The sequence below is a fragment of the Citrobacter sp. CK191 genome (assembly GCF_030333435.1).
Lineage (GTDB): Bacteria > Pseudomonadota > Gammaproteobacteria > Enterobacterales > Enterobacteriaceae > Citrobacter_B > Citrobacter_B koseri.
Map to the genome: position 1 here is coordinate 290417 of NZ_JAOWFX010000031.1, position 26068 is coordinate 316484.

At 56.4% G+C, this 26068-nt stretch carries 18 protein-coding genes; 6 read left to right on the forward strand and 12 right to left on the reverse strand.

What is annotated here, in order from left to right; all coding sequences use genetic code 11:
* Positions 1 to 190: 190 nt before the first annotated feature.
* The 4 genes from dalD to OGV82_RS12965 all read left to right on the forward strand — a co-directional run bounded on the left by dalD (position 191) and on the right by OGV82_RS12965 (position 5087).
* Positions 191 to 1558: a D-arabinitol 4-dehydrogenase gene (gene dalD / locus OGV82_RS12950; protein ID WP_101744015.1), complete on the forward strand. Its 1368-nt coding sequence runs from the start codon at positions 191 to 193 to the stop codon at positions 1556 to 1558.
* A gap of 9 nt (positions 1559 to 1567) precedes the next feature.
* Positions 1568 to 3031, forward strand: coding sequence for a xylulokinase (gene xylB / locus OGV82_RS12955; RefSeq protein WP_101744014.1), 1464 nt, complete (start codon positions 1568 to 1570; stop codon positions 3029 to 3031).
* A gap of 67 nt (positions 3032 to 3098) precedes the next feature.
* Positions 3099 to 4376 carry an RbtT/DalT/CsbX family MFS transporter gene (locus OGV82_RS12960; RefSeq protein WP_012131672.1) on the forward strand — a complete coding sequence of 426 codons (1278 nt, stop codon included), beginning with the start codon at positions 3099 to 3101 and terminating at the stop codon, positions 4374 to 4376.
* Positions 4377 to 4424: 48 nt separating this feature from the next.
* Entirely contained in the window at positions 4425 to 5087 is a 663-nt protein-coding gene (locus OGV82_RS12965) for an HAD family hydrolase (protein ID WP_048902422.1), read from the forward strand.
* Positions 5088 to 5165: 78 nt separating this feature from the next.
* Here the strand turns inward: OGV82_RS12965 and yegS are convergent, their stop codons facing one another.
* The 10 genes from yegS to OGV82_RS13015 form a co-directional block, all read right to left on the reverse strand.
* Entirely contained in the window at positions 5166 to 6065 is a 900-nt protein-coding gene (gene yegS, locus OGV82_RS12970; protein ID WP_101744013.1) for a lipid kinase YegS, read from the reverse strand.
* A 146-nt stretch (positions 6066 to 6211) separates the two neighbouring features.
* Positions 6212 to 6586: a helix-turn-helix domain-containing protein gene (locus OGV82_RS12975; protein WP_012131676.1), complete on the reverse strand. Its 375-nt coding sequence runs from the start codon at positions 6584 to 6586 to the stop codon at positions 6212 to 6214.
* 95 nt (positions 6587 to 6681) lie between these two features.
* The gene (locus OGV82_RS12980; RefSeq protein WP_012131677.1) at positions 6682 to 6945 is read right to left on the reverse strand and encodes a type II toxin-antitoxin system RelE family toxin; all 264 of its coding nucleotides are present in this window, start codon (positions 6943 to 6945) and stop codon (positions 6682 to 6684) included.
* A gap of 399 nt (positions 6946 to 7344) precedes the next feature.
* Positions 7345 to 8706: a prephenate-dependent tRNA uridine(34) hydroxylase TrhP gene (gene trhP / locus OGV82_RS12985; protein WP_012131678.1), complete on the reverse strand. Its 1362-nt coding sequence runs from the start codon at positions 8704 to 8706 to the stop codon at positions 7345 to 7347.
* Between the two features lie 209 nt (positions 8707 to 8915).
* Positions 8916 to 9638 (reverse strand): envelope stress response regulator BaeR, encoded by a 723-nt coding sequence (gene baeR / locus OGV82_RS12990; protein WP_012131679.1) that lies wholly within the window; start codon positions 9636 to 9638, stop codon positions 8916 to 8918.
* The gene (gene baeS, locus OGV82_RS12995; RefSeq protein ID WP_047462573.1) at positions 9635 to 11038 is read right to left on the reverse strand and encodes an envelope stress sensor histidine kinase BaeS; all 1404 of its coding nucleotides are present in this window, start codon (positions 11036 to 11038) and stop codon (positions 9635 to 9637) included. Before baeS ends, baeR begins: the two co-directional genes overlap by 4 nt.
* The gene (locus OGV82_RS13000; RefSeq protein ID WP_047462577.1) at positions 11035 to 12450 is read right to left on the reverse strand and encodes an MFS transporter; all 1416 of its coding nucleotides are present in this window, start codon (positions 12448 to 12450) and stop codon (positions 11035 to 11037) included. Before OGV82_RS13000 ends, baeS begins: the two co-directional genes overlap by 4 nt.
* Positions 12447 to 15533: a multidrug efflux RND transporter permease subunit MdtC gene (gene mdtC / locus OGV82_RS13005; RefSeq protein ID WP_012131682.1), complete on the reverse strand. Its 3087-nt coding sequence runs from the start codon at positions 15531 to 15533 to the stop codon at positions 12447 to 12449. The genes OGV82_RS13000 and mdtC overlap by 4 nt, the downstream gene beginning before the upstream one ends.
* A complete protein-coding gene (gene mdtB / locus OGV82_RS13010; RefSeq protein ID WP_047462581.1) occupies positions 15534 to 18656 on the reverse strand; it encodes a multidrug efflux RND transporter permease subunit MdtB in 3123 nt (1040 codons plus the stop codon).
* Positions 18656 to 19903, reverse strand: coding sequence for an MdtA/MuxA family multidrug efflux RND transporter periplasmic adaptor subunit (locus tag OGV82_RS13015; RefSeq protein ID WP_047462585.1), 1248 nt, complete (start codon positions 19901 to 19903; stop codon positions 18656 to 18658). Before OGV82_RS13015 ends, mdtB begins: the two co-directional genes overlap by 1 nt.
* A 280-nt stretch (positions 19904 to 20183) precedes the next feature.
* Here OGV82_RS13015 and OGV82_RS13020 point away from each other — a divergent pair, with 280 nt between their 5' ends.
* Positions 20184 to 20243: a type I toxin-antitoxin system Ibs family toxin gene (locus tag OGV82_RS13020; RefSeq protein WP_075203763.1), complete on the forward strand. Its 60-nt coding sequence runs from the start codon at positions 20184 to 20186 to the stop codon at positions 20241 to 20243.
* 99 nt (positions 20244 to 20342) lie between these two features.
* Here OGV82_RS13020 and yegD read toward each other — a convergent pair whose 3' ends face one another.
* The gene (gene yegD, locus OGV82_RS13025) at positions 20343 to 21695 is read right to left on the reverse strand and encodes a molecular chaperone (protein WP_047463986.1); all 1353 of its coding nucleotides are present in this window, start codon (positions 21693 to 21695) and stop codon (positions 20343 to 20345) included.
* Positions 21696 to 21830: 135 nt separating this feature from the next.
* Between yegD and alkA the strand changes: the two genes are divergently transcribed.
* The gene (gene alkA / locus OGV82_RS13030) at positions 21831 to 22700 is read left to right on the forward strand and encodes a DNA-3-methyladenine glycosylase 2 (RefSeq protein ID WP_012131687.1); all 870 of its coding nucleotides are present in this window, start codon (positions 21831 to 21833) and stop codon (positions 22698 to 22700) included.
* Here alkA and OGV82_RS13035 read toward each other — a convergent pair.
* Positions 22668 to 25997, reverse strand: a complete 3330-nt coding sequence (locus OGV82_RS13035) for a diguanylate cyclase (protein ID WP_012131688.1) — start codon at positions 25995 to 25997, stop codon at positions 22668 to 22670. The two genes, alkA and OGV82_RS13035, sit on opposite strands and share 33 nt — an antisense overlap.
* Positions 25998 to 26068: the final 71 nt, after the last annotated feature.

Here is a 26068-nt window from a genome sequence, read left to right on the forward strand (position 1 = left end):
GGCGTTGGGGCGTTAATTTCCCTCAACCGATAAGGTCATTCTGGCGGGTGCTCAGGATTGAGGCAAGCTCTTTGCTCTTTTGTGGTCATTTGTAATTTTATAGAGCAATTGCTCTTTTGTGATCTACGGCTCTTATTTAATACAAATGATCGACTAGAGTGCAGGCATAACCTCACTGGAGAGCAGAACAATGAACGATCAATACACATGGCTTCATATTGGCTTAGGTTCTTTTCACCGCGCCCATCAGGCGTGGTATCTGCATCGTCTGATCGCTTCCGGCGATACGCGCTGGCACATTGCCGCCGGCAATATTCGCAATGACGCCGAGCACGTTGTGCAGGCGCTGGCGGCGCAAAACGGTCGTTATGTGCTGGAAACGGTCAGCCCGGAGGGCGAACGTGAGTACGAAGAGATCACGTCGATTCAGAAACTGCTGCCGTGGCAGGCGGATTTGCAGCCGCTGATTGCCGAAGGCGCCAGAGCGCAGACCAAAGTGATTGCCTTTACCGTGACGGAAGGGGGCTACTACCTGAACACCAGCCACAAGCTGGAAGTGAATAACCCCGATCTGGCGAGCGATCTCAACGGCGGCTGTAAAACGATTTACGGCGTCATTACCCGCATTCTGGAAGCGCGTATGGCCAATAACGCAGGGCCGCTGACGCTGCTCAACTGCGACAACGTGCGTCACAACGGTGAACGGTTCCACGATGGTCTGGTTGAGTTTTTACAGCTGACCGGCAAACAGGCGGTGATTGACTGGCTTAGCGCCAATGCGACCTGCCCGAATACGATGGTGGACCGCATCACGCCGCGTCCGGCAGCCGATCTTCCGGCGCGTATCAAAGCGCAGACGGGCATTGATGATAAAGCGCCGGTAATGGGCGAAACCTTTATCCAGTGGGTGGTTGAAGATCGTTTCCGCGATGTGCGTCCTGCGCTGGAAAATGTCGGTGTGGAGCTGGTGACGTCTGTTATCCCGTATGAAGAGGCGAAAATCCGCATCCTCAACTCATCACATAGCTGCATTGCGTGGGCGGGTACGTTAATCGGCCAGCAGTATATTCATGAAAGCACCCTGACGGACTTTATCTACCAGATTGCCGACCGCTACGTGACGGAAGACGTGATCCCTTGCCTGGGAGATAACGGCATCGATCTCCCGACCTATCGTGATGTGGTGCTTAAGCGTTTTACCAACCCGCATATTCAGGATACCAACCAGCGCGTTGCCGCCGACGGATTCTCGAAAATCCCGGCGATGATTGCGCCGACGCTGCGCGAGTGCTATCAGCGCGATGCGCGGCCGAACGCTACCGCTATGCTGCCCGCACTGTTTTACGTCTTTATGGAGCAGTGGCACAAGGGCACGCTGCCTTATGAGTACCAGGACGGCATTCTGGATGCGCCAGCGGTACATGCCATGTTTGAATCCGCCGATCCGATCGCGGCGTATGCCAGTGATAAAGCGCTGTTTGGCGACCTGACGGAACGTGATGATTTCGCCGCGCTGCTGCGCGAGAAAATCGCCGCTGTTCACACGCTGATTAACTGAGAGGTGGCTATGTATCTGGGTATCGATCTCGGCACATCTGAAGTGAAGGCGCTGGTCATTGATGAAAATAATGACATTGTCGCCACCCATAGCGCGCCGCTGACGATTCAGCGGCCCCATCAACACTGGTCAGAGCAATCACCGGAAGCCTGGTGGGACGCGACGGAGTATCTGATGTCCACCCTGCGGGAGAAATGTGGTCATCACTGGCAGGCGATTAAGGCGATCGGTCTTTCCGGTCAGATGCATGGCGCGGTACTGCTTGATGCCGCCGGGAATACGATCCGCCCGGCGATTCTGTGGAATGACACCCGTAGCGCCCAGGAGTGTGCGGAGCTGGAAGAAATTGCCCCAGAACTGCATCAGGTTGCCGGTAATCTGGCGATGCCGGGGTTTACCGCGCCGAAATTGCTGTGGGTGCGTCGCCATGAACCGCAGAATTTTGCCCGCATCGAAACGGTGCTGCTGCCGAAGGATTATCTGCGTTTCAAAATGACGGGTAAAAAAGTCTCCGACATGTCCGATTCAGCAGGGACGCTGTGGCTTGACGTCGAGAAGCGCGACTGGTCGGATGCGCTGCTGGAGAAATGCGGACTGACGCGGGCCAATATGCCGGAGCTGGTGGAAGGCTGCGATATTTCTGCCACGCTCGATCCCGTCGTCGCGCAACGCTGGGGGTTAAACCCTTCGGTGGTGGTCGCCGGGGGCGGCGGAGACAACGCGGTCAGCGCTATTGGCGTTGGCGCGGTATCGCCCGGCGATGCGTTTATTTCACTGGGGACGTCCGGCGTGCTGTTTGTGGTGACGGACGCGTACCGTCCCGCGCCGCAATCCGCAGTACATGCTTTTTGCCACGTCCTGCCGAATTTGTGGCACCAGATGAGCGTAATGCTCAGCGCCGCCAGCTGTCTGCAATGGTTCTGCCGCCTGGTGGGGACAACGGAAACGGAACTGCTGGAAGAAATCGCGCAGTTAAGCGATGCAGAAAAAGCCAGCGCGCCGATGTTCCTGCCGTACCTTTCCGGCGAACGCACGCCGCATAACGATCCTGACGCCCGGGGTATGTTCTGGGGGCTGACGCACTCCAGCCAGCGCGCGCTGATGGGTTATGCGGTTCTGGAAGGCGTCAGTTTCGGCATCGCTGACGGGCTCCGTGTTTTGCAGGAGAGCGGTACAAATATCGAACAATGTTCGCTGGTGGGCGGCGGCGCCCGAAGTCCGTTCTGGGCGCAACTGCTGGCAGATATTCTGGATATGCCCGTGGTGACGCACAAAGGCGGAGAAACCGGCGGCGCGCTGGGCGCGGCGCGACTGGCGTGCCTTGCGGCAGGTAAACCGTTGGCGTCCGTTTGCGAAAAACCGGAAGTCTACAAAACCTGGTATGGCGATCCGGTTCGCCACACGGCGCTAATGCAGCGTTATCAGCAGTTTAACGCACTGTACCGAAACGACCTGAACTATCGAAATCAATAATTTCTATAACAAAAGCCCTCCGGTGAATGTACCGGAGTGGCTCCCTGCACCCTAAAACGAGGTCAATATGTCGTTAACTAACAAACAATGGCTGGGATTACCCTTAAGTCTGGTCTGGGGGTATATCGCCATCGCCGTATTCATGACTGGTGATGGTTTCGAGCTGGCATTTTTGTCGCACTACATCAAAGCGCTGGGCTTTACCCCGGCGGAAGCCTCCTTCGCCTTTACGCTATATGGCCTGGCGGCGGCGCTGTCGGCCTGGGTATCTGGCGTAGTGGCGGAGATCATCACGCCGCAAAAAACCATGATGATCGGCTTTGTGCTGTGGTGCGTATTCCACGTATTGTTCCTCGTTTTTGGGCTGGGTCAGTCCAACTACGCCTTAATTCTGCTGTTTTACGGTATTCGCGGTCTGGCGTATCCGCTGTTCCTTTATGCGTTTATCGTCGCCATTGTGCATAACGTCCGTAGCGACAGCACCAGCGCCGCGCTGGGCTGGTTCTGGGCAGTCTACTCTATTGGGATTGGCGTTTTCGGCAGTTATATCCCGAGTTTTACCATTCCGCATATTGGCGAAATGGGCACCCTGTGGCTGGCGCTGGCGTTCTGCCTGACCGGCGGTGTTATCGCGCTGGTTTCGCTGCGTAAAATTGAAACGCCGCGCCATATGCAAAACCTCACCACCCGTGAAAAGTTCAGCGAACTGGGGCGTGCGGTCACGCTGCTTTACACCAACCGTAGCATTATGTTGTCCAGCATCGTGCGTATTATCAATACGTTATCGCTGTTCGGTTTTGCGGTGGTCATGCCGATGATGTTTGTGGATGAACTGGGCTTCACCACCTCTGAATGGCTACAGGTATGGGCGGCGTTCTTCTTCACAACCATCTTCTCCAACGTCTTTTGGGGCGTACTGGCAGAGAAAATGGGCTGGATGAAGGTTGTCCGCTGGTTTGGCTGCATCGGGATGGCGCTCTCCAGCCTCGCGTTTTATTACATTCCGCAGCACTTTGGCCATAACTTCGCGATGGCGCTGGTTCCGGCAATCGCGCTGGGGATCTTCGTTGCCGCGTTTGTGCCGATGGCCGCTGTCTTTCCTGCGCTTGAGCCAAAACACAAAGGAGCCGCGATTTCGGTCTACAACCTGTCGGCTGGGCTTTCCAACTTCCTCGCCCCGGCGATCGCCGTGGTGTTGTTACCGCACTTCAGCACCATTGGCGTCGTGATTGCGTATACGTTGCTCTATATTGTGGCGTTTATTCTGTGTCCGTTTATTCGTGTTGAACAACCCGGATTCACGCGTCAGGAGGCATGTGAAGGCGAAACGGTCGGTATTTCTTAATGATGTCGGGCCCGGCTGCGCTGCCGGGTCTTTTTAAGGCGGAAAATGATGAAGAGTAAAGCGGTAATTTTCGACATGGATGGCGTCATCATTGACTCCGAAGGGCTGTGGCGTCAGGCGCAAAAAGACGCGCTGGCAGGCTGGGGAGTGACGGTTAATGACGAGGAGTGTGAAACGTTAACCAAAGGGAAGCGACTGGATGAGATTGCCCGCGTCTGGTGCGAATACTGCCCGTTGCAGACAGACCCTGGGGTGCTGGAGTCAGCCATTCGCAAACGCATTACCGGACTTATTGCAACGGAAGGCGAAGCGATGGACGGCGTCTACGCGGTATTGCATCATTTTCGCCACAGGGGGTATCGGATTGCGCTGGCTACGTCATCATCCCATCAGGTTATTGAGGCTGTTCTCTCTAAACTTAATCTTCGGGGGCATTTTGACGTCATTTGCAGCGCCGACGATGAACGCTACGGCAAACCGCACCCGGCGGTGTATCTCTCCGCGCTGAAAAAGCTGGGCCTGCCCGCCGCAGAGTGTCTGGTGATTGAAGACAGCCTGAGCGGTTTTCGCGCCGCGCAGGCCGCCGGAATTGATACCATTGTGGTGTCTGACGGCTGCCAGCACCCCTGCTTTAGCGAGGCCATCGGGCGCTACACGTCAATGCCGCAACTCCTGGAGACGCTGGCCCCGCCGGTTCGGGCCGCAGGGTAAATGACCCGTTTGTGAGCGCAGAGGTTCCGGGATGTCGCCGGTCTGATTATCCCTCTCTGCGCTTACTTTCTTTTTTCGTTAGCGCAGTAACGGGCAGTCTGGCGGCAAACGGCAACGCAGCGCGTTGGGAAGTATTTCAATATGAAATTCCTGACCACTGAGCGGCTCGCCATCAAGGTTAAAAGTGATTTCATGCGGAGCCTGAATATCAAACCAGGCGGATGCGCCATCGACAATGTTGGGGTTCTCTTCCGGCTGCGTCAATGTGGAAAACAGCGCCGGAAGCAGCTCCTCCCCGGTGAAGATCCGCAGTTGCAGCAGCCCGTCATTAATGAGTGCGCCAGGGCAGAGCTGTTGTCCGCCACCGGCCTGACGACCATTACCAATGCCAATCACCAGCGCATCGCCCTGCCAGTGAAAATTCTCGCCGCGAATCTCACAGCGATCGGGCTTGAGGGTGTCCATGCGCATCAGCCCATGAATAAAGTAAGAGACGCCGCCCAGCGCGGCCTTGAGTTTTTCCGGCGTTTCGGTGGTGATGCGCGTCCCGAAACCCCCTGTCGCCATATTAATAAAGCAGGTTTTATCGTTGACCTGAGCGATATCGATCGCAACCGCGTTACCGGCAATCGCCAGTTTTAAGGCTTTATCCAGCGCTTCCGGGATGCCGGCGCTGGTGGCGAAGTCATTGGCCGTGCCCAGAGGCAAAATGCCAAGCGCGGGAACGTTGCCGCCCTGACACTGAATCAGCGCGGCGGAAACTTCATTGATGGTGCCGTCGCCGCCGCCTGCAATAACTGTCTCAACGCCAAGCTGTCGGGCTTCATTAACATAACGCTGGGCATCGCCTTTTTCCCAGGTAACCCGGACGTGAATCTCCACGCCCTCATCGCGAAGTAGCCCTATCGCGTCGCGCAGGGGCTGATTATCAGCGCCTTTGCCATTTAAAATCAGTAAGCTGGCGGGAAACGTAGCCATCCTTTGTTTGCCTCTGTCGTTAACCTGTTGAAAGTGTATAGCAGAAAAGGCGCGGAAAGGTCAGAACAGGCTGAAAATGAATCAGGAGCGTAAAGGAAAGGATAAAGACTCAGCCAAAAAAGCCCCGGTTTCCGGGGCTTTTTTGGCTATTCGAGGATGAGTTGCTCGGGAGCGCAGTTATACAGTTTTGCTAATCTTTCGATGTTATCTTTACGTGGGCGTTCTGACTTCTCAAACTCTGAGACAGTCGCCTGTTTGATGCCCAGGGCTTCCGCAACCTGTTTTTGCGTCATCCCTCTGTAAATGCGCCATGCCGCTTGCATGGTGCAATTTCGCTCAGAAAGTATGCTGATCACTTCGTTGGGGTAACGAACATTATCAGATGCGCCTGATTCGTCTTGTACAGTGTCATACAGTTCATCAAGATCTCTGTCGCTAACTAACTTTTCGAAGAGGTCAATTGGCACAACAGCAGAGACTCTGCGGCCTCGACTGTCTGTAATAAATTGGATAGCGGCCATAAGATTACCTTTTTTACATTTACATGCTAATAGTTGTTGTCGGTTAATTAACAAATTGTTTACAGAGGGAAACGGGCGGGTTTCCCCGCCGTCTGTCAGTAGGTTGATGAGCTACGGCGTAATATGCGCTGAATTTCAACGATCAGCGGCTCTCCGTTTACAAATACGAAGAGAACTCGATAGCTTTTCACCCTTAATCTGTACTGCCCGTCTTGATCCGTGAGTTTTTTGATATCCAGAGAGCTAATGTCTGGGTATAACTGCATGGCGTTTACTTTCTCACGTACAGCTTTTTGATCATCAGCAGGTAGCTTTCGCAGATCCTTAACGGCTCTACCCGTCCAGAGTATCTGGGTCATAAAACATCCCCTGTAAAACAAATTGTTAAAGAGCACACCCTACATGGCAGGCCTTAAATATAGGGTTTTAACCCTATATTGTCAAATTATACCTCTATTTTTATAGGGGAAGGACGCTGAGTGAACAAGGCGTGTGTGCCAAAAACACATGGATGTGAAACGAGAATGGAACAACTAAGATGTGGATACTGGAGGGAATGGCTCTTTTCCAGTGTGCAACGATGAGATAAAAAATAAGCCTGCGTAAGGGAGATTACGCAGGCTAAGGAGGTGGTTCCTGGTACAGCTAGCATTTATGGGTTATGTTTTTCAGCGCCTCGGATAATACCCGTAATGAACGAGGCGGTATGTGATCGATTTCTAAGAATCTTCCCATAATGAAAAAATAACGTGGATTAACTACTTAGCGTGTGGGTTCCGCGTGGATTCGCCGGAAAAATTACGCATTAACAACGCATAATTCAGATCCATATCCTGCGGCACCGGCATCCAGACGGTGTAGCCATCGCCAGGCGCCACCGGCATTGCTTCACCTTTGGCGTTTTCCATATGTTCCAGAGTGAAGTTGACGTTCCCCTGCGGCGTCATCAGCTCCAGGCTGTCGCCGATGGAGAATTTGTTCTTCACGGCAACGGCGGCAAGGGCGCCTTTACGCTCGCCGGTGAACTCACCCACGAACTGCTGACGTTCAGAAACAGAGTAACCGTACTCGTAATTCTGGTAGTCATCATGCGTGTGGCGGCGCAGAAAGCCTTCGGTGTAACCGCGATGCGCCAGGCCTTCCAGCGTTTCCAGCAGTTGCGGATCAAACGGCTTGCCCGCAGCGGCATCGTCGATCGCTTTGCGATAAACCTGAGCGGTACGCGCACAGTAGTAGAAGGATTTGGTACGGCCTTCGATTTTCAGTGAGTGCACGCCCATTTTGGTCAGGCGCTCAACGTGAGCAATGGCGCGCAGATCTTTCGAGTTCATGATGTAGGTGCCGTGTTCATCTTCGAACGCGGTCATGTATTCGCCCGGACGCTGAGCTTCTTCGATCATAAACACTTTGTCGGTCGGTGCGCCGATACCCAGCGTCGGCTCGACGTTCTGTACCGGAATCGGTTCGTATTTATGGACGATGTTGCCCACGACGTCTTCTTTCCCTTCCTGCACGTTATATTCCCAACGGCAGGCGTTGGTGCAGGTTCCCTGGTTCGGATCGCGTTTGTTGATGTAGCCAGAGAGCAGGCAACGACCGGAGTAGGCCATGCACAGCGCGCCGTGTACGAAGATTTCGATCTCCATTTCCGGCACCTGTTGACGAATCTCTTCAATCTCTTCCAGCGACAGTTCGCGGGAAAGAATAACGCGGGTCAGCCCCATCTGGTTCCAGAACTTCACCGTTGCCCAGTTTACGGCGTTGGCCTGCACCGAAAGGTGAATCGGCATCTCCGGGAAGTTTTCACGTACCAGCATGATAAGCCCGGGATCGGACATGATCAGCGCATCCGGCCCCATTTCCACAACCGGTTTAAGATCGCGAATAAAGGTTTTCAGTTTCGCGTTATGCGGCGCAATGTTCACGACCACATAGAATTTTTTGCCAAGCGCGTGGGCTTCGTTAATGCCGAGCTGCAAATTCTCGTGGTTAAATTCGTTGTTGCGCACGCGCAGGGAGTAACGCGGCTGGCCCGCATACACGGCATCTGCGCCATAAGCGAAAGCGTAACGCATATTTTTCAGCGTTCCCGCCGGGGAAAGGAGTTCCGGTTTAAACATAATTTTCTCGTTCTGATGACAGGTCAGATCCGCTTCACTGAATGAGGCGGTTAGGGGAGTGCCCCTACGTTAAGGGCGGGCATTGTAGCGCTGTGGGGGAGGCAGGTAAAGAAAAACGCCGGATGGCGGCGTAGCGCCTTCTCTGGCCGACAACGCTCTTATTTGTCGGCCGGATCAGCGGAGCGTCATCCGACTATTGCAGGCGTGACTTATGCAATCCGGCAGGTATCCGCTTCCCAGCGATACCCGACGCCGTATACCGCACGGATGAACGACTGTTCGGCATCCAGCGATTCCAGCTTGCGGCGCAGGTTTTTGATGTGGCTGTCAATGGTGCGGTCCGTCACCACGCGATAATCATCGTAGAGATGATTAAGCAGCTGCTCGCGGGAGAAAACTTTCCCCGGCTCGTGAGACAGCGTTTTCAACAGGCGAAACTCTGCGGGGGTCAGGTCGAGCATCTTGCCGCGCCAGGATGCCTGAAAACGGCCTTCATCGACAATCAGCGGGCTTTGCGCGTCCAGCTGTTGCAGCTCACGCTGCGGCTTGCAGCGGCGCAAAATCGTCTTCACGCGGGCGACCACCTCACGGGGGCTGTAAGGTTTGCAGATGTAATCATCGGCGCCAATCTCCAGCCCAAGCAGGCGGTCGATCTCTTCAATCTTTGCCGTGACCATCACGATGGGCACGTCAGAAAAACGGCGAATTTCCCGGCACAGCGTCAGACCGTCCGTACCTGGCAGCATTAAGTCCAGCAGGATCAGGTCTGGCGGTGTTTGATGCACATACTGCAATACCTGATCGCCATGACTGATTAGCGTGGGGGCATAGCTTGCGGCGCGCAGATAGTCGATCAGCAGTTGTCCCAGCTTGGGTTCATCTTCCACGATTAAAATACGTGGCGTGTTTTCATCAATGGGTAACTCAGTCATACATCTCTCTGTAAATCGCGTTCCAGCGGTAACTCTACTGTAATGCTAAGCCCGCCAAAAGGCGAATGGGACGCCCGAATACGACCATTATGCGCTTGTACGATATTGTCGCAAATCGCCAGTCCCAGACCGGACCCGCCGCTGGCGCGGTTGCGGGAGCCTTCTGTGCGGTAGAAACGTTCAAACAGTTTTTGTAACTGCTCATCGCGAACGCCGGGCGCGGAATCGGCGAACGTTAGCAGTAGCATGTTGTCGCGCTGCTCGGCGGAAATGTGCAGGCTGCCGCCGCTGTCGGTGTAGCGCAGACTATTTTCCAGCAGATTATTGAATAACTGCATCAGACGATCCGGATCGCCGAATACCATCACGCTGTCAGGAAGGGAAAAGTGTAACGTCAGCCCACGGCTGGCGAAGCGCTCGCGAAACGCGCCGCCCGCCACCTCCAGCAGGGGAATCAGGTCCACCGATGTTTTCTGGTACGCCAGCGCGCCTTCATCGGACATAGAAAGCTGATGCAGATCGTCAACCAGCTTGGTGAGCGTGCCGACTTCAGCCTGGAGCGAAGCCACCGATTCGGGCGTAAACTGGCGGACTCCGTCCTGGATAGCCTCCAGCTCACCGCGTAATACCGCCAGCGGCGTGCGCAGTTCGTGGGAGATATCCGCCATAAAATCGCGGCGCATTTGCTGATTTTTTTCCAGCGTGCTGGCGAGCTGGTTAAAATCCTGCGCCAGTTTACCCAGTTCATCCGCGCTGGTCGGCGTTACGCGCGTCGTGAAATCGCCTGCGGCCAGTTTGTGCGTGCCTTCCACCAGCCGCTTAACGGGCGCCAGCAACCCGCGCGCCAGCGGAAACGTCGCCAGCGCCGCCAGCAGAGTCGACAACGCCACGATCAGCCAGCTGGTACGGCGCTGTTGCTTATCAAAATTAATATCGGTATTGCGCGTCAGTCGCTCAACGGGAGAGGCAATCACCGCGCCAACCTCCACACCGTTTACGTGAATAGCCCGGCGGGTGCCGTCACGCGGGACTGGCGCTCGCGGGCCGACCAGCACATTGGCGTGTTGATCGACGACCCAAAATTGGGTTCGCCAGCCATGCGGCGGCATCCCGGGGCCGGGTTTGTTATCGTCGTTGTCATGCTCAAAAGAGCGCAGGATCTGGAAAACGAAGCGATCGTTATTGCGTAAAAAACGCCAGTTGCCGTGCAGCGAGTACTGCTCGCCCAGCGCGTCGCCGAGCATCTGCAACCGCTGTTCGTTGCCATGTTTGATGTAGTCGATAAACCCACGCTCAAAGCTGATGCGTACGGCCCAGTGCATGCTGATCAGCAAGACAATGCAGGTGGCGAAAATCGCCAGAAACAATTTGCCGGTAATACCGGGCCGCCAGAACTTCATTGCGTGCTCCTTTTGCGTCGTGAAATGACGGCGTTTTTATGCGTGTCGTTCGGCACCCGGGCGAAGATGAGTGCGGGCAGCGCGATAATCAGGGCCATGCACAGCCAGGTATACATAAACACCGTGTGGCTCGCGCCGCTGTCGGCCGCGATATGTTGTTGACCAAACATGCCCAGCAGCAGCCCGGCGATGGTCACGCCAATACTCATCGACAGCTGCATGATCATGGACAGCAAGCTGTTGCCGCTGCTGGCGAGTTCATCGGGCAGATCTTTGAGCGTTAAGGTGTTCATGGATGAAAAACGGGTGGAGTTGACCATGCCTTGCAGGAACAGCACAAAGGGCAGGGCGTAATACCAGCCAAGCATCGCAACGCTCATAAACAGCAGGCTGACCAGCGACAGACCGAGGGTGGTGGCGACCAGTACGCGACGATAGCCAAAGCGGTTTACCACCTGTACGACGATACGTTTCATTCCCATGCTGCCGAGTACCATCGGGATCATCATCAACCCGGCATGAAACGGCGAGAACCCCAGACCAATCTGCAAAAAGACCGGCGTCATGAAGGGCAGCATGCCGCTCCCGACGCGCCCGGCGAAGCTACCAGACAGGCCCAGCGAGAAGGTGTGGGTGCGAAACAGCGCCAGACTAAACAGCGCGCGCGGATTGTTTTTGGCGTGTTTCAGGTAGAGCGCAATCGCCAGGATGCCGCACAACACCAGTGCGCCCAGTGAGAGAGGCGAGAGCCCCGTGCCTTTGCTGCCGTCCAGCGCCATCGTCAGTACCGCCATGCCGACGGCCAGCAGGAGGAACCCTGAAAGATCGAAGCGCCGGGTTTGCATGGTGTAGTTCGGCATCAGCATGAGCGTCGCAATCGCCCCGATAATGCCGACCGGAATGTTAATCAGGAAAATCCAGTGCCAGGAGGCGTACTCGACCAGAATCCCGCCCAGCGCCGGGCCGAGCAGCGGCCCGACCTGACCGGGCAGCGTGACGAAGGTCATTGCCGCCATATATTGTTCGCGCGGAACGATCTTCATGACCGTCAGTCTGCCGACCGGCACCATCATGGCGCCGCCCACGCCCTGTAAAACGCGCGCCAGCACCAGTTCATTCAGCGTGCTGGACCAGGCGCAAAATAGCGATCCCAACGTAAACAGCACAATGGCGGTAAAGAAGATATTACGCACGCCGACTTTATCTGCCAGCCAGCCGCTGGCAGGCAGCATTACCGCCACGGTCAGTACATAGGAAACCACGACCATGTGCATATGCAGCGGGCTTTCCCCCAGACTGAGCGCCATAGAGGGAAGCGCGGTGTTGACGATTGTGGTATCCAGCGATTGCATAAAAAAGCCGAATGCCACAATCCAGAGTTGCCAGCGTGTGCTGTCAGGAAGTTCTGTCATGGCTCTGTTATGGATTCCGGTTGGCTATTATTACGTGAAAAACGCAGCCGCAGACGGTCGAAAAAGAGATAGACCACCGGGGTGGTATAGAGCGTCAGCAGCTGGCTCATCACCAGTCCGCCCACGATCGTAATCCCTAATGGTTGACGTAACTCTGAACCATCGCCCCCGGAGATAACCAGCGGCAGCGCGCCAAACAGCGCCGCCAGCGTGGTCATCATGATTGGGCGAAAACGCAGCAGGCAGGCCTGGAAAATCGCCTGTTCCGGCGTCAGGTTGCCATTTCTCTGCGCCTCAAGCGCAAAATCGACCATCATGATGGCGTTTTTCTTCACAATGCCAATTAATAGCATGATCCCGATGAGCGCGATTAGGCTGAACGGGGCATTGAATAGCTCCAGTGCCAGTAGCGCCCCCACGCCTGCGGAGGGGAGGGTAGAGAGGATGGTCAGCGGATGAACATAACTTTCATACAATATCCCCAACACAATATAGACCGTCGCGATCGCCGCCAGGATCAGAATCACCTGCGAATTCATCGTCTCCTGGAAAACCTGTGCCGTTCCTGCGAAACTGCCGCGCACCGTTGACGGTACGCCAAGCTGTGTCATCGCCCGGTTGATGGCTTCCGTCGCTTCGGACAGCGACGTGCCCGTAGGCAGGTTAAACGCGATAGTCGAGGCGGCGGACAACCCCTGGTGATTCACTGACAGCGGCGCATTGGCGGGCTGCCATTTTGCAAAATAAGAGAGCGGAATCGCCTTCCCGTCGCTGTTAATGACGAACATCTTCTCCAGCGCGCTGATGTCCTGGGTATAGCGTGAGTCAACCTCCATCACAACCTTATACTGGTTCATCGGCTGATAGATGGTGGAAATTTGCCGTTGACCGAAGGCATTATTCAGCAGACTGTTGGCGGCCTGCACGTCGATCCCCAGCCGGGACATGGTTTCGCGGTCGTAAATCAGGTTCATCTCCGCGCCGTTATCTTGCTGGTCGGAGTTAACGTCTGCCAGTTGGGGGAGCGCCGCCAGCGCTTTACGGATTTTCGGCTCCCATTCCCGCAGCGCGCTTAAATCATCAGACAGCAGGGCATACTGGTAGCTGGCGTTAGCCTGCCGCCCGCCGACGCGGATATCCTGCACCGCCATCAGAAACAGGTTTGCGCCCGGCTCTTTTGCCAGCGCGACCCGCAGCCGGTCGATAACCTGCTGCGCCGTTTCATGGCGCTCGCCGCGTGATTTCAGCGTAATAAACATCATCCCGCTGTTGACCCGCGAACCGCCGGTGAAGCCGGTCACGTTGTCGACCGCCGGATCGTCGCGAATGATCTTCATAAAGTCCTGAAGTTTGCCGCGCATCGCCTGAAACGAAATACTCTGGTCAGCCTGAATGCCGCCCATCAGTACGCCCGTATCCTGTTCGGGGAAGAAGGTTTTGGGGATGGAAATATAGAGCCAGATATTCAGCGCAATGGTGCCCAACAAGACGACGCCCACCAGCCGCGTATGGTTTAGCACCCATTTCAGCGATGTGCCGTACCCCTGTTGCAGGCCAGTCAGCAGACGGCCAAAGCCGCGGCTTCGCGTCTGCTCGCGAGGCTTGCTGGACTTCAGCATCCAGCCGCACATCATGGGGGTTAGCGTGAGCGAGACGAGCAGCGAGATGCCGATCGCCACCGAAAGGGTGACGGCAAACTCGCGTAATAATCTTCCGGGCAATCCCCCCATCAGCAAGAGCGGCAGGAATACCGCCACCAGGGAGAGGCTCATGGAGAGCACCGTAAAGCCAACTTCACGCGTTCCCTGAAGCGCCGCCTGCAAGGGCTTCATGCCGGCTTCAAGATGGCGGGAGATATTTTCCAGCACCACAATGGCGTCATCGACGACAAACCCGGTGGCGATAGTCAGCGCCATCAGCGACAGGTTGTTCAGGCTAAAACCGCACAGGTACATTGCGGCGAAGGTGCCAATCAGCGACACGGGAACCGCAACGGCAGGAATCAACGTTGCGCGCCCGGAGCGCAGAAATAAAAAGACCACCAGAATGACCAGCGCGACGGAAATAACCAGCGTCTGCTCCACTTCCTCCAGCGAGGCGCGAATCGTCGGGGAACGATCCTGAGCGATTTGCAGGTCAATTGAGGCGGGAATCAGCGTTTGTAATTCCGGGAGCTTCTCGCGAATGCTGTCTACCGTCTGGATGATATTGGCTTCCGGCAGCTTGCGAATCATCAGCAAAATCGCCGGTTTGGCGTTGGTCATCCCGGCGTTACGTACATCCTGCACCGAGTCAGTTACCGTGGCGACATCGCCCAGACGCACGGCGGCGCCGTTGTTGTAGTGGATAATCAACGGCTGGTATTCTGTCGCCGTTTTCAGTTCATCATTTGTCTGAACCTGCCAGCGATGAGTCTTGTCGTCGATCGCGCCCTGCGGCTTACGCACGTTGGCATTGCTGATGGCGCTGCGCACGTCATCCAGCGATACGCCCTGATTAAACAACGCCTGCGGGTTAAGCCCCACGCGCACGGCGGGCAGCGAACTGCCGCCGACATCCACATCGCCGACGCCGTCAATTTGCGCGATTGTCTGCGCCAGCTGCGTTGAGGCGAAGTCATACAGCTCTCCCTGCGACCAGGTGTCCGATGTGAGCGTCAGAATCATAATCGGCGCGTCGGACGGGTTGGCTTTACGGTAGGTCGGGCGGCTGGGCATCCCGCTGGGCAGCAGACTCTGTGCGGCATTAATTGCCGCCTGCACGTCACGCGCCGCGCCGTTGATATCGCGGTCAAAGTTAAACTGAAGAATAATTCGTGTGCTGCCCAGCGAGCTGCTGGAGGTCATCTCACTGACCCCTGCGATGCGTCCGAGCGAACGCTCCAGCGGCGTGGCGACCGACGACGCCATGGTTTCCGGCGAAGCGCCCGGAAGCGATGCGCTCACCATAATGACCGGAAAATCCACCTGCGGCAGCGGGGCGACCGGCAATAACCGGAAACCCAGCACGCCGCAGAGCGTAATGGCGATGGAGATTAAAATGGTCGCCACCGGGCGGTAAATGAAAAGGGCGAAAAATTTCATTTACGCCTCCTCTTCCTGGCGGGGGAAGCGGCTTTTCACATACAGCGACAGGCGGTCAAACAGCAGATAGATGACGGGCGTGGTGAACAGGGTTAAGACCTGGCTGACCAGCAGGCCGCCTACCATGCCAATCCCTAACGGGCGGCGTAATTCCGCGCCTGTGCCGGTACTTAACATCAATGGCAGCGCTCCTAACAGTGCCGCCAGCGTGGTCATCAGAATCGGGCGAAAACGCAGCAGACAGGCCTGGAAAATCGCATCACGCGGCGCCATTCCCTGCTCGCGCTCGGCGGCCAGGGCGAAGTCGATCATCATGATGGCGTTCTTCTTCACAATACCGATCAACAAAATGATCCCGATGATGGCAATCACGTCCAGTTCACTACCGGCAATCATGAGCGCCAGCAGCGCCCCGACGCCTGCCGTCGGCAGGGTGGAGAGGATCGTGATTGGGTGGATAAAGCTTTCGTACAGCACGCCAAGCACGATATACATCGCCACCACTGCCGCCACGATCAGCCAGACGGTGCTGCCGAGCGCGGCCTGGAAGGCCAGCGTGCTGCCCTGGAACTGGGTGGTGATATCGACTGGCAGGTTGACAGTTTTCTCCGTGTCCAGAATGGCCTGTACCGCATCGCCGAGCGAATAATTATCCGGCACGTTAAACGAGAAGGTCGTTACCGGGAATTGATCCAGGTGATTAATGGAAAGCGGCGCGAAACGCTGCTCGATTTTGGCGATGGCGCTAAGCGGCACAATCCCGCCGTCGCTGCTGGTCAGACGGATGGTGTCCATTGCCGCCAGCCCCGGCGTGGTGTCGGTGTTATGTTCCAGCACGACGCGATATTGATTCGCCTGGGTGTAGATGGTCGAAATCAGGCGCTGGCCAAAGGCGTTATACAGGGCGTTATCGACATCCGCCATGCTGATGCCAAGACGGCTGGCGCTGTCGCGGTCAACGTTCACATACGCCACCAGACCTTTGTCCTGCCAGTCGCTGCTGACGTCAGAAAGCTGCGGAAGCTGCTGGAGTTTTTCTATCAGCTGCGGCACCCAGGTGCTGAGCGCGTCCAGTGAGGTGGCCTGTAGCGTAAACTGGTACTGCGTGCGGCTCACCTGAGTATCAATGGTGAGATCCTGCGTTGGCTGGAGGTAGAGATCGACGCCGGGCACTTTCGCCACGGCGTGTTGCAGGCGGGCGATGACTTTCTGCACCCGATCGTCACGTTCATTCAGCGGCTTAAGGTTAATTTGCAGACGCGCGCTGTTCAGCGCCGGGTTGGTGCCATCAACGCCGACAAAGGCGGTCAGGCTTTCTACCGCCGGGTCTTTTAAAATCACATCAGACACCTGGCGCTGGCGCTGGGCCATACTGGCGAACGAGCTGGATTGCGGAGCCTGCAATGTGCCCTGAATAATGCCGTTATCCTGCACCGGGAAGAACCCTTTCGGGATAAAGACCCACAGCATGATGCTGAGAAGCAGGGTGCCGAGCGCCACGCTCAGCGTCAGCCACGGATGGTTGAGCACTTTTGCCAGCCACTGACCGTATTTCTCAATGACGCGATCAAACATTTTTTCCGCCGCGCGGGAGAAGCGGTTTTGCTTGCGCAGCGACGCCTGGCTGAGCATCCGGGCGCACATCATGGGCGTCAGGGTCAGCGACACGACGGCGGAGATCAGGATCGCTACCGCCAGCGTGACCGCAAATTCGCGGAACAAACGCCCGACGATATCGCCCATGAATAACAGCGGGATCAGTACCGCAATCAGCGAGAAGGTTAATGAAATAATGGTAAAGCCGATTTCGCCAGCGCCTTTGAGCGCCGCCGCCAGCGGTTTTTCCCCTTTCTCGATGTAACGCGAAATGTTCTCAATCACCACAATCGCGTCGTCCACGACGAAGCCGGTGGCGATGGTCAGCGCCATTAGCGTCAGGTTATTGATCGAGAAATCGAGAAAGACCATTACCGCAAAAGTGCCGATCAGCGATAACGGCACGGCGACGCCCGGAATGATTGTGGCGGGGACATTACGCAGGAACAGGTAGATGATCATCACCACCAGCGCAATCGCCAGCATCAGTTCGAACTGGGTGTCGGTAACGGAAGCGCGAATGTTGGTGGTGCGATCCGACAGCACAGTGACATTGACCGATTTCGGCAGGCTTTCCGTAAGCTGCGGCAGCATCTGACGAATGCTGTCCGCCGTGGAGATAATGTTGGCGCCGGGCTGGCGCTGCACATTCATCACAATGGCCTGTTCTTTATTGGCCCACGCGCCGAGCCAGCTGTTTTCCGCGCCTTGTTCGACCGTTGCCACATCGCCCAGACGTACCGGCGCGCCGTTCTGCCAGGCGATGATTAACTGGCGATACTCATCGACGGACTGCATCTGATCGTTAGCAGAGAGCGTGACCGCGCGAGTTGGGCCATCAAGACTCCCTTTCGCCGAGTTGACGTTGGCGCTGGTGATGGCGGCGCGGACCGTCTCGCTGGTAAGCCCCAGCGCGGCAATCGCCTGCGCATTCAGCTTCACACGCACGGCCGGGCGTTGGCCGCCGGACAGCGTGACCAGCCCTACGCCGGAAACCTGGGAAATTTTCTGCGCCACCCGGGTTTCCACCATATCTTCCACCTGCGTCATGGGCATAGCGGTTGAGGTGACGGCCAGCGTCATGATCGGTGGATCTGCCGGGTTAACTTTGCTGTATACCGGCGGGTTAGGCAGATCGCTAGGCAGCAGGTTTGTGGCCGCGTTAATGGCGGCCTGTACTTCCTGCTCGGCGACATCCAGCGGCAGAGTCAGCTGGAACTGCAACGTCACAACCGATGCACCGCCGGAACTTTGTGACGACATCTGTTTCAGGCCGGACATTTGCCCGAACTGGCGTTCAAGCGGCGCGGTGACGGCGGAGGTCATCACATCCGGGCTGGCGCCGGGGTAGAGCGTTACCACCTGAATGGTGGGGTAGTCCACCTCCGGCAACGCGGCGACGGGCAGGAAGCGGTAACCGATAATCCCGGCGAGTAAAATCGCCACCATCAGCAGCGTGGTCGCGACAGGGCGCATAATAAACAGGCGCGACGGGCCGCCTGTGCTGCTCGGAGGTAACACCTGCATCAGGAGCGCACTCCTTTCTTACCGTATTCCCGATTCGTGGCTTTATCTTCTTTCGCCGCAGGCGCTTGCGCTTCCACCACTTCGACTTTCGCCCCATCCGTCAGACGATCGATCCCGTCCGTCACGACGCGATCGCCTGCCGACAGCCCGGCGCTGATTACCACTTTCTGACTGTCCTGAATACCCGGTTTAACCAGATGCTTGCTGACTTTGTTCTCATCATTTAGCACCCAGACAAAGTGGCCTTCGTTACCCATTTGCACGGCCGCTGTCGGTATCACCACCGCGTTTTGCTGCGTGTCGACCAGCATGCGGGCGTTAACAAACTGGTTAGGGAACAGCGCGTCATCCTGGTTGTTAAAACGGGCTTTGATTTTGATGGTGCCGGTCGTGGCGTCGATTTGGTTGTCCAGGCTGAGCAGTACGCCGTCGCTTAATTTCTGTGAGTTAGTGCGATCCCAGGCTTCAACGGTCAATGTTTTACCCGTTTTTTGCGCCTGTACGACGGTGGCGATATCGCTTTCCGGCAAGGTAAAAATAAGATCGATTGGGTGCGTCTGGGTGATAACGACAATGCCTGTGGTATCGCCGCTGGAAATTTGATTACCGACATCCACCTGTTTTAACCCCACGCGACCCTCTACCGGTGCGGTGATGCGGCTCCAGTCAAGCTGCAACTGCGCGCTGGCGACGCTGGCTTCATCGGCCTTAATGGTGCCTTCTGTTTCGCTGACCAGCGCCTGTTGCGCGTCCAGCTCCTGGCGGGAGACAAGGTTGGTTTTCACCAACTGTTGATAGCGTGCTAAATCGCGACGGGCATTCGCCAGCGTGGCTTTGTCTTTCGCGAGCTGCCCCTGCGCTTGCGCTAAGGCGACTTTAAACTGGCTGGGATCGATTTCCGCCAGCAGATCGCCTGCTTTGACCTGTTGTCCTTCCTGGAAGTGCAGCGCCATCAGTTGACCATCCACGCGGCTGCGTACCGTGACGGTATTGGCGGCAGCGATCGTGCCCAGCCCGGTCAGATAGCGTGGTACGGCTTGTTCCGTTGCGGTGGCCGCCTGAACCGGCGCCAGCGGGCCAGAACGCATGCCGCGACGTCCTGCGCCAGCCTGACGTTGCGCATGTTCGTTAGCGCCCGGCGCATTCCCCTGGGTTTCGCTGCGACTATGCCAGAACCCGTACACGGCAATGGCCGCCACAACGACCACGATTGCTATCACCCAGCGGGATTTTTTACTGCCTTTCATCGTTATAAGTTTCTCATCCTGAAACGTTTCGCGGAATGATACTAGTTTAGTCATCCATAACGGGAGAAAAATGGAGGAATTATGAAACACTGTCTGGATTCGTCTGAATGACGTCGGCCTTTGCGAGGCGTTACGCAACAATCACCCATGAAAAACACGGATATTTACTCTTACGTTAGAGTGGCGGCACGGCAAAAAAAGGAGGTAAGCCACAGCTTTCAGCAGGACGCTGGAACGGGAAAGCCCCTCCCGAGGAAGGGGCCAAAATAAGGAAAGGGTTATGATGAAGTGCGTCATCATACTGGTGATACTCTTAGTGATTAGCTTTCAGACTTACTAAGACACCAGGGGGAGGGGAAACCCTCCCTAACCCTCACTCCTGAAAATAAGCCACAGCAAAAATAATGTCAATCTGCAAGCCGCTCAGCTTGCGAGGCGGTTAACGAAATACGACGTCCGCCCAGCGCGCAAGACCGGCGGTGACGGAGCCGAAGTCATCGCCGCCAGCAATCAGAATGCCCGGCAACTGCTCCGCCAACGCGTTTTTGATCAGCGGTGAGCGTGCGCTGCCGCCGGTCAGATAGATGACATCCGGTTTTTCCTGCGCATTGTCCAGCGCCAGTTGTACCTGCTCCAGTATACGCGCCAGCGGCTGGCTCAGCGCGGCTTCCAGCCCCTGCTGACTGACAGACGTCGCCAGCTCATCGCTGATAAACGGCAGCGTGGTGAGGATATCGGGCTGCCCGGACAGGGCGATTTTGCTCTCCTCCGCGCTGCGTACCAGACGATAACTGAGGCGCTGACGCCAGACTTTAAGCAGCAGCGCGACTTTATCCGCATCGCGGGCGTCCCGAACCAGCTCGTTGAGCAGGCGACCGTTGGCGCTGCTGTAGAAATCGCTCTGTGCGGGAACATCATTGATCGCGACAGCGTTCCACCACGGCAGAACCGGCAATGCGATGCCTTTTTCGGTTTCGCCGCCCATGCCCAGCAACGGCATCAGGTGTTTAAACGCCAGCGCGATGTCCAGGTCGTTACCGCCCACGCGACAGCCGCTGTGCCCGAGCAGGCTGGAGGCGCGGTCAGCGCGCTGATGCCACTGCGGCCCCATCAGCAGCAATGAACAGTCGGTCGTCCCGCCGCCAATATCCACCACCAGTACGCGCTTCTCTTCCTGCAACGTGGCTTCATAATCCAGACCCGCCGCAACCGGTTCAAACTGGAAGACGACATCCTGAAAACCGGCGCGTTTTGCCGCGCGTTCCAGAATGCCTTGCGCCTGGCGGTTAGCCTCATCGCCACCCAGCCCCTGAAAGTTAATTGGTCGACCAATCACCGCCTGTGTGATGCTTTCCGGCAACTGCGTTTGCGCCATATGACGGATGTGCAACATCATCGCGCAAACCAGATCCTCAAACAGCGCAACCTGCTGCGGTTTTAGGCCGTTAGCGCCGAGGAAGGATTTTGGCGATTTAACGAAGTAAACCTCTTCCGGGTCGTCAATGTAGTGGCTCAGCGAAGCCAGCCCGAACTGCACGCTGCCTGCGCCGACCTCAATATCTTCTTCACGGTTGTAGCGCATTGCGCGCCGCAACAGCGCCTGCGTTTCGTCATCCGTCGCCGAAACCGCGTGATGGCGGTACAGCCACTCGCTGACGGCTTCACGCGTCGGGGCGCAAAGCATTGAGGGCAACAGCGTGCTGTTATTTTCCATTTTTAGCAACTGCGGTTGCCCGTCGCGCATGACGGCAACGGAACAGTTTGCCGTGCCGTAGTCAAAACCAATAAACACCTTAATAATCCCCATGCCAGTGAAGAAGGGGCGTGACTTTAACGAAATGTTGTAATCCCGACAACTGGAATATGAAAGCAAGGCGCGGCGTTTGAATAGCGTTTATGCTGAAGGAGAATAAAAACAGGAGTCGCAATGTATATCCTAAGCTGGCAGCCGCCTTATGACTGGTCCTGGATGTTGGGTTTTCTCGCCGCGCGTGCGGTGAGCGGCGTCGAAACGGTTGAGCCCGCGCGTTACGTTCGCAGTCTGGCGACGGGAGAACATCGGGGACTGATCGCCGTTGTACCGGAGCACCAGACGCATACGCTGCGCGTAACCCTGAGCGCGGGCTTGTTGCCCGTCGCCGAAGAATGTCTGGCAAAAATTGAACGCCTGTTCGATCTGCGCTGTAACCCCGATCAGATTGCCGACGCGCTCGGCAGTCTGGGGGCTGCGCGACCGGGATTGCGCCTGCCCGGCTCGGTGGATGCCTTCGAACAGGGCGTAAGGGCGATACTCGGGCAACTGGTCAGCGTGGCGATGGCGGCAAAGCTGACGGCGAAAGTCGCCCGTTGTTATGGCGATGTGCTTGCCGATGCGCCGGAGTATGTCTGTTTCCCCACGCCGCAAACGCTGGCGGCGGCGGACCCATTCGCGCTTAAAGCACTGGGGATGCCGCTTAAACGCGCAGAAGCGCTGATCCATCTGGCGCGTGCGACGCTGGATGGAACGTTAGAGACGTCCGCGCCGCCGGATATTGCGCTGGGGGTGAAAAACCTGCAAACCTTTCCTGGGATTGGGCGCTGGACGGCCAACTACTTCGCGCTGCGCGGCTGGCAGGCGAAAGATATCTTTTTGCCGGATGATTATCTGATTAAACAGCGGTTTTCGGGAATGACGCCCGCGCAAATCCGCCGTTATGCGGAGCGCTGGAAACCCTGGCGTTCCTACGCGTTGCTGCATATCTGGTATACGGATGGCTGGCAGCCGTCAGTTGATGGCGAAATAACTGGTGTTCAGTAACAGATCCAGCGGCTGGGCATCGGCAATGACGTCGCCGTAAATCAGATCGATGCCAATACCGGAAAGCGCATCCATGATCAGCGGCATTTGTACCGGGCCGGCAATGGTTCTGACGCCCAGCCGCTGCGCATGGCTCTGAATAATCGATACCAGCATTTCATCCATTAAATTACCGTGAAGGCTGGCGCAGAGTTCGCTATCAAGCAACAGGTAGTCAGCCATGTGGGCGCTTAAGCAATCGAAAAGCGCCAGGTCACGGTTGACCTGGCTGAGAACAATGCGACAGCCCGCCTGACGCAGTATCTGTATCGCGGGTATGGCCTTATCGGACTCTTGCATCAGGACATGTGCCGGGATAACCAGATGCAATAAGCGCGGCGGAAGTGGGCTGCGCTCCAGCTGTTCGAGCAGCTCATCAATGAATGTTGCGCGGCTGAGTCCGGCGGCGGAAAGCGGCAGGGCGATGCTCACCCCCTTACTGGCGACGGTGGATGCCGCGTGCTGGAAAAATGTCTGAAACACGCGACGATCGAGCGCGTGGCTGAGTTCGGGATCGGTTAGCCCTGCGCGGAATGCCTGCTCCTCCATGATTTCGCCGTCGCTGGTCCACAGCCGCAGCGAGATCAGCCAAAAACCGCACGTTTCAGGGATGCGCGGCGACGCGACCCCACGGGCGATCATCAATAGAGGATTATCTTTGATTATGCGCCATTGTTCATCCTGAGACGTGACTTCCCGCTCGCTGTGCGCCTGTTCCTGCTGCGCTTCGTACACGGTGACACGTCCCCGACCGTTGTTTTTAGAGGCATAGCAGGCGATATCCGCCTGGGACATCACGTCTGCCGCCAGACGATTGGCGTTATTGATTAGCGTGATTCCGGCGCTGGCGCCAATGGGGTGTTCGCGGTCTTCCCACGTAAAGCGGTATTCATTAATCGCGTTGACGATCCGCGTAGAAATAAAGCGTGCGCTGTCGATATTGCAATCCGGCAGCAGGAGGCCAAATTCGTCCCCGCCCAGGCGGGCCAGCATATCGCTGGAACGCAGCATACTGAGCATTAAGGCGGCCAGTTCGCGAAGCAGCGCATCGCCTGCGGCATGCCCGGCGCTGTCGTTAACGGCTTTAAAGCGGTCAAGATCAATAAAGACCAGCGCATGATGCTGGCGCGTATCGCGTACCGTAAGCAGGATTTCTTTCAGATGGCTTTCAAAACTGACCCGGTTAGCCAGGTGGGTGAGGGCGTCATGAGAGGCGCTGTAGCTGAGCTGGCGCAGCATTTTCCGCGATTCCGTGACGTCCTGAATGACCAGTACGGAGCCGATATTCCCGCCGTCCAGCGTACTGAGCGGCGTAATGCTGTAATGAATGTCGTAGCGACCGCCGTTGCGACAGTGAAGCACCACATCCTGCTCAATGGCGGAACGCGACATATCCGCGCTATAGATATTTTCCATCAGCGGGCCGTTATCGCCAAAAGTGATGCGCAATACCGTCAGCAGCGGGATGCCGATCGCATGCTCCTGCTGCCAGCCGCTCATCTTTTCGGCGACAGGGTTCATAAAGGTTACGTTCATATCGACGTCAATGCAGACAACCGCTTCCCCGATGGAGTCCAGCGTAATGTGCAGGCGCTCTTTTTCCTGATACAGCGCCTCGTTAAGCTGCTTGACTTCGGTCATGTCCATGTTGATGCCAAGCAGGCGTTCCACGTCGCCGTCTTTATCCAGCACCCGGTTCGCCAGGGCGCGGATATGCCGGATGCCATCTTTTACGCCAATCCTGAATTCGAGCTTAAAGGGGAGACGTGCCGCCAGAGACTCGCGGATGATCTTTTCCGTCGGCGCGCGGTCTTCCGGCAACAGGCAGTCGTGCCAGAGTTGCCAGGTGGGTTTGATATGCGGCGGAACCTCATACAGCTCAAACATGCGCTTATCCCAACTGATCACGTCAGGCCGCAGTTCCCATTCCCAGATGCCGATACCGCCCGCTTCGTTCGCCAGCGTAATCCGCTCCATCAAGCGCTTGTTTACCCGTTCGGTATGTTTCAGGTCGTTGATATCTTCAATTTGCGCAATGAAATAGAGCGGGGTGTTGTCGCTATGGCGAACCAGTGAAACGGCCAGTAATGCCCAGACCACATCGCCGTCGCGGGTGTAATAGCGTTTCTCCATGGAATAGCTGTTGATATCGCCGCGCACCAGCATATTCAGCTGTTCAAGGTCGTTATGCAGATCCTCAGGCCAGGTAAGCTGTTGAAAGGTGAGGGCGCGCAGTTCATCCTGGCTGTAGCCAAGAAACTGACACAATGCCTTGTTGGCCTGTAGCCATTGGCCTTCGGTGCCCACTAACGCCATGCCGATCGCGGAATATTCCATCGCGTTACGAAAGCGTAATTCGCTTTCCGTGATATTTTTTTGTTCCGCCCGAAACGCATACATCACCATTGTCATGATGTTGACGGGCAGCAGGATCATTAAAAGCGGCAGCCAGGGAACGTTCATCATGGCGTATGTTTTGGGCGTTGACAGCAGCGCCGGGTCGGATGCCAGCATCAGCGACGTCATCATGACGGTGGCGAGGAAGATCAGAAACGCTTCCATACGCGGCAGACGTATCGCGCTCCACATCAGCAGAACGATAATGCAGGTGAAAGGCCACGGGACGTACAGCATAGAGAGCCAGCTTAGCCCCAGCGTTATCGTCAGCGTAAGCAGCGTTTCAAGCAGTAAGCGGGGATCGCGATGGCGAAGCAGGTAGCGCGGTTTAAACAGCAAGCCTAATGGCACCAGCGCCAGCGCGCCGATAGACTCGGACAGAATCCAAATCAAAAATGTTTTTACTGGTGTCCCTTCGGGCATCAGCAGCCAGAGCAGCGCGCCTCCCAGTAACGGTGGAATCACCGCGCTGCCCGTCGCCAGGCGGAGCCAGTCATTCAGATTTTGTAAGGGGTTATACCAGGGCAGTAGCTTACGTAACAGGATTGCGCCGACCACCGCTTCAATAATATTGATCGCCGTCCAGCCAAAATTCAGCGAACCGGCAGGAGAAAAAACGAGTGACGCGCTTATGCTGCCGAGGGAACAGACCAGTGCGATCCCCGGCCACATCCGTCCTGCGTGGCGATAAAAACCGACCATCATGATTGACGTCGGGAACCACAGCGGCGCCAGCGGTGTATCGAAACGCGACAGTTCCAGCGAGAAGAGTGTAAAGATAAAGGTGAGCAGACCTAAACTGACGAGACGCAGTAGAGGGTGAGGCAAGGTAACTAAAACATGTTGGGTTTGTTTACTCATTACCACGTTATCCGAATAGCCCTTGCCGTCGCGGAGGGCCCGGACGCGTCAGTTTTCATTCAGGATCATGC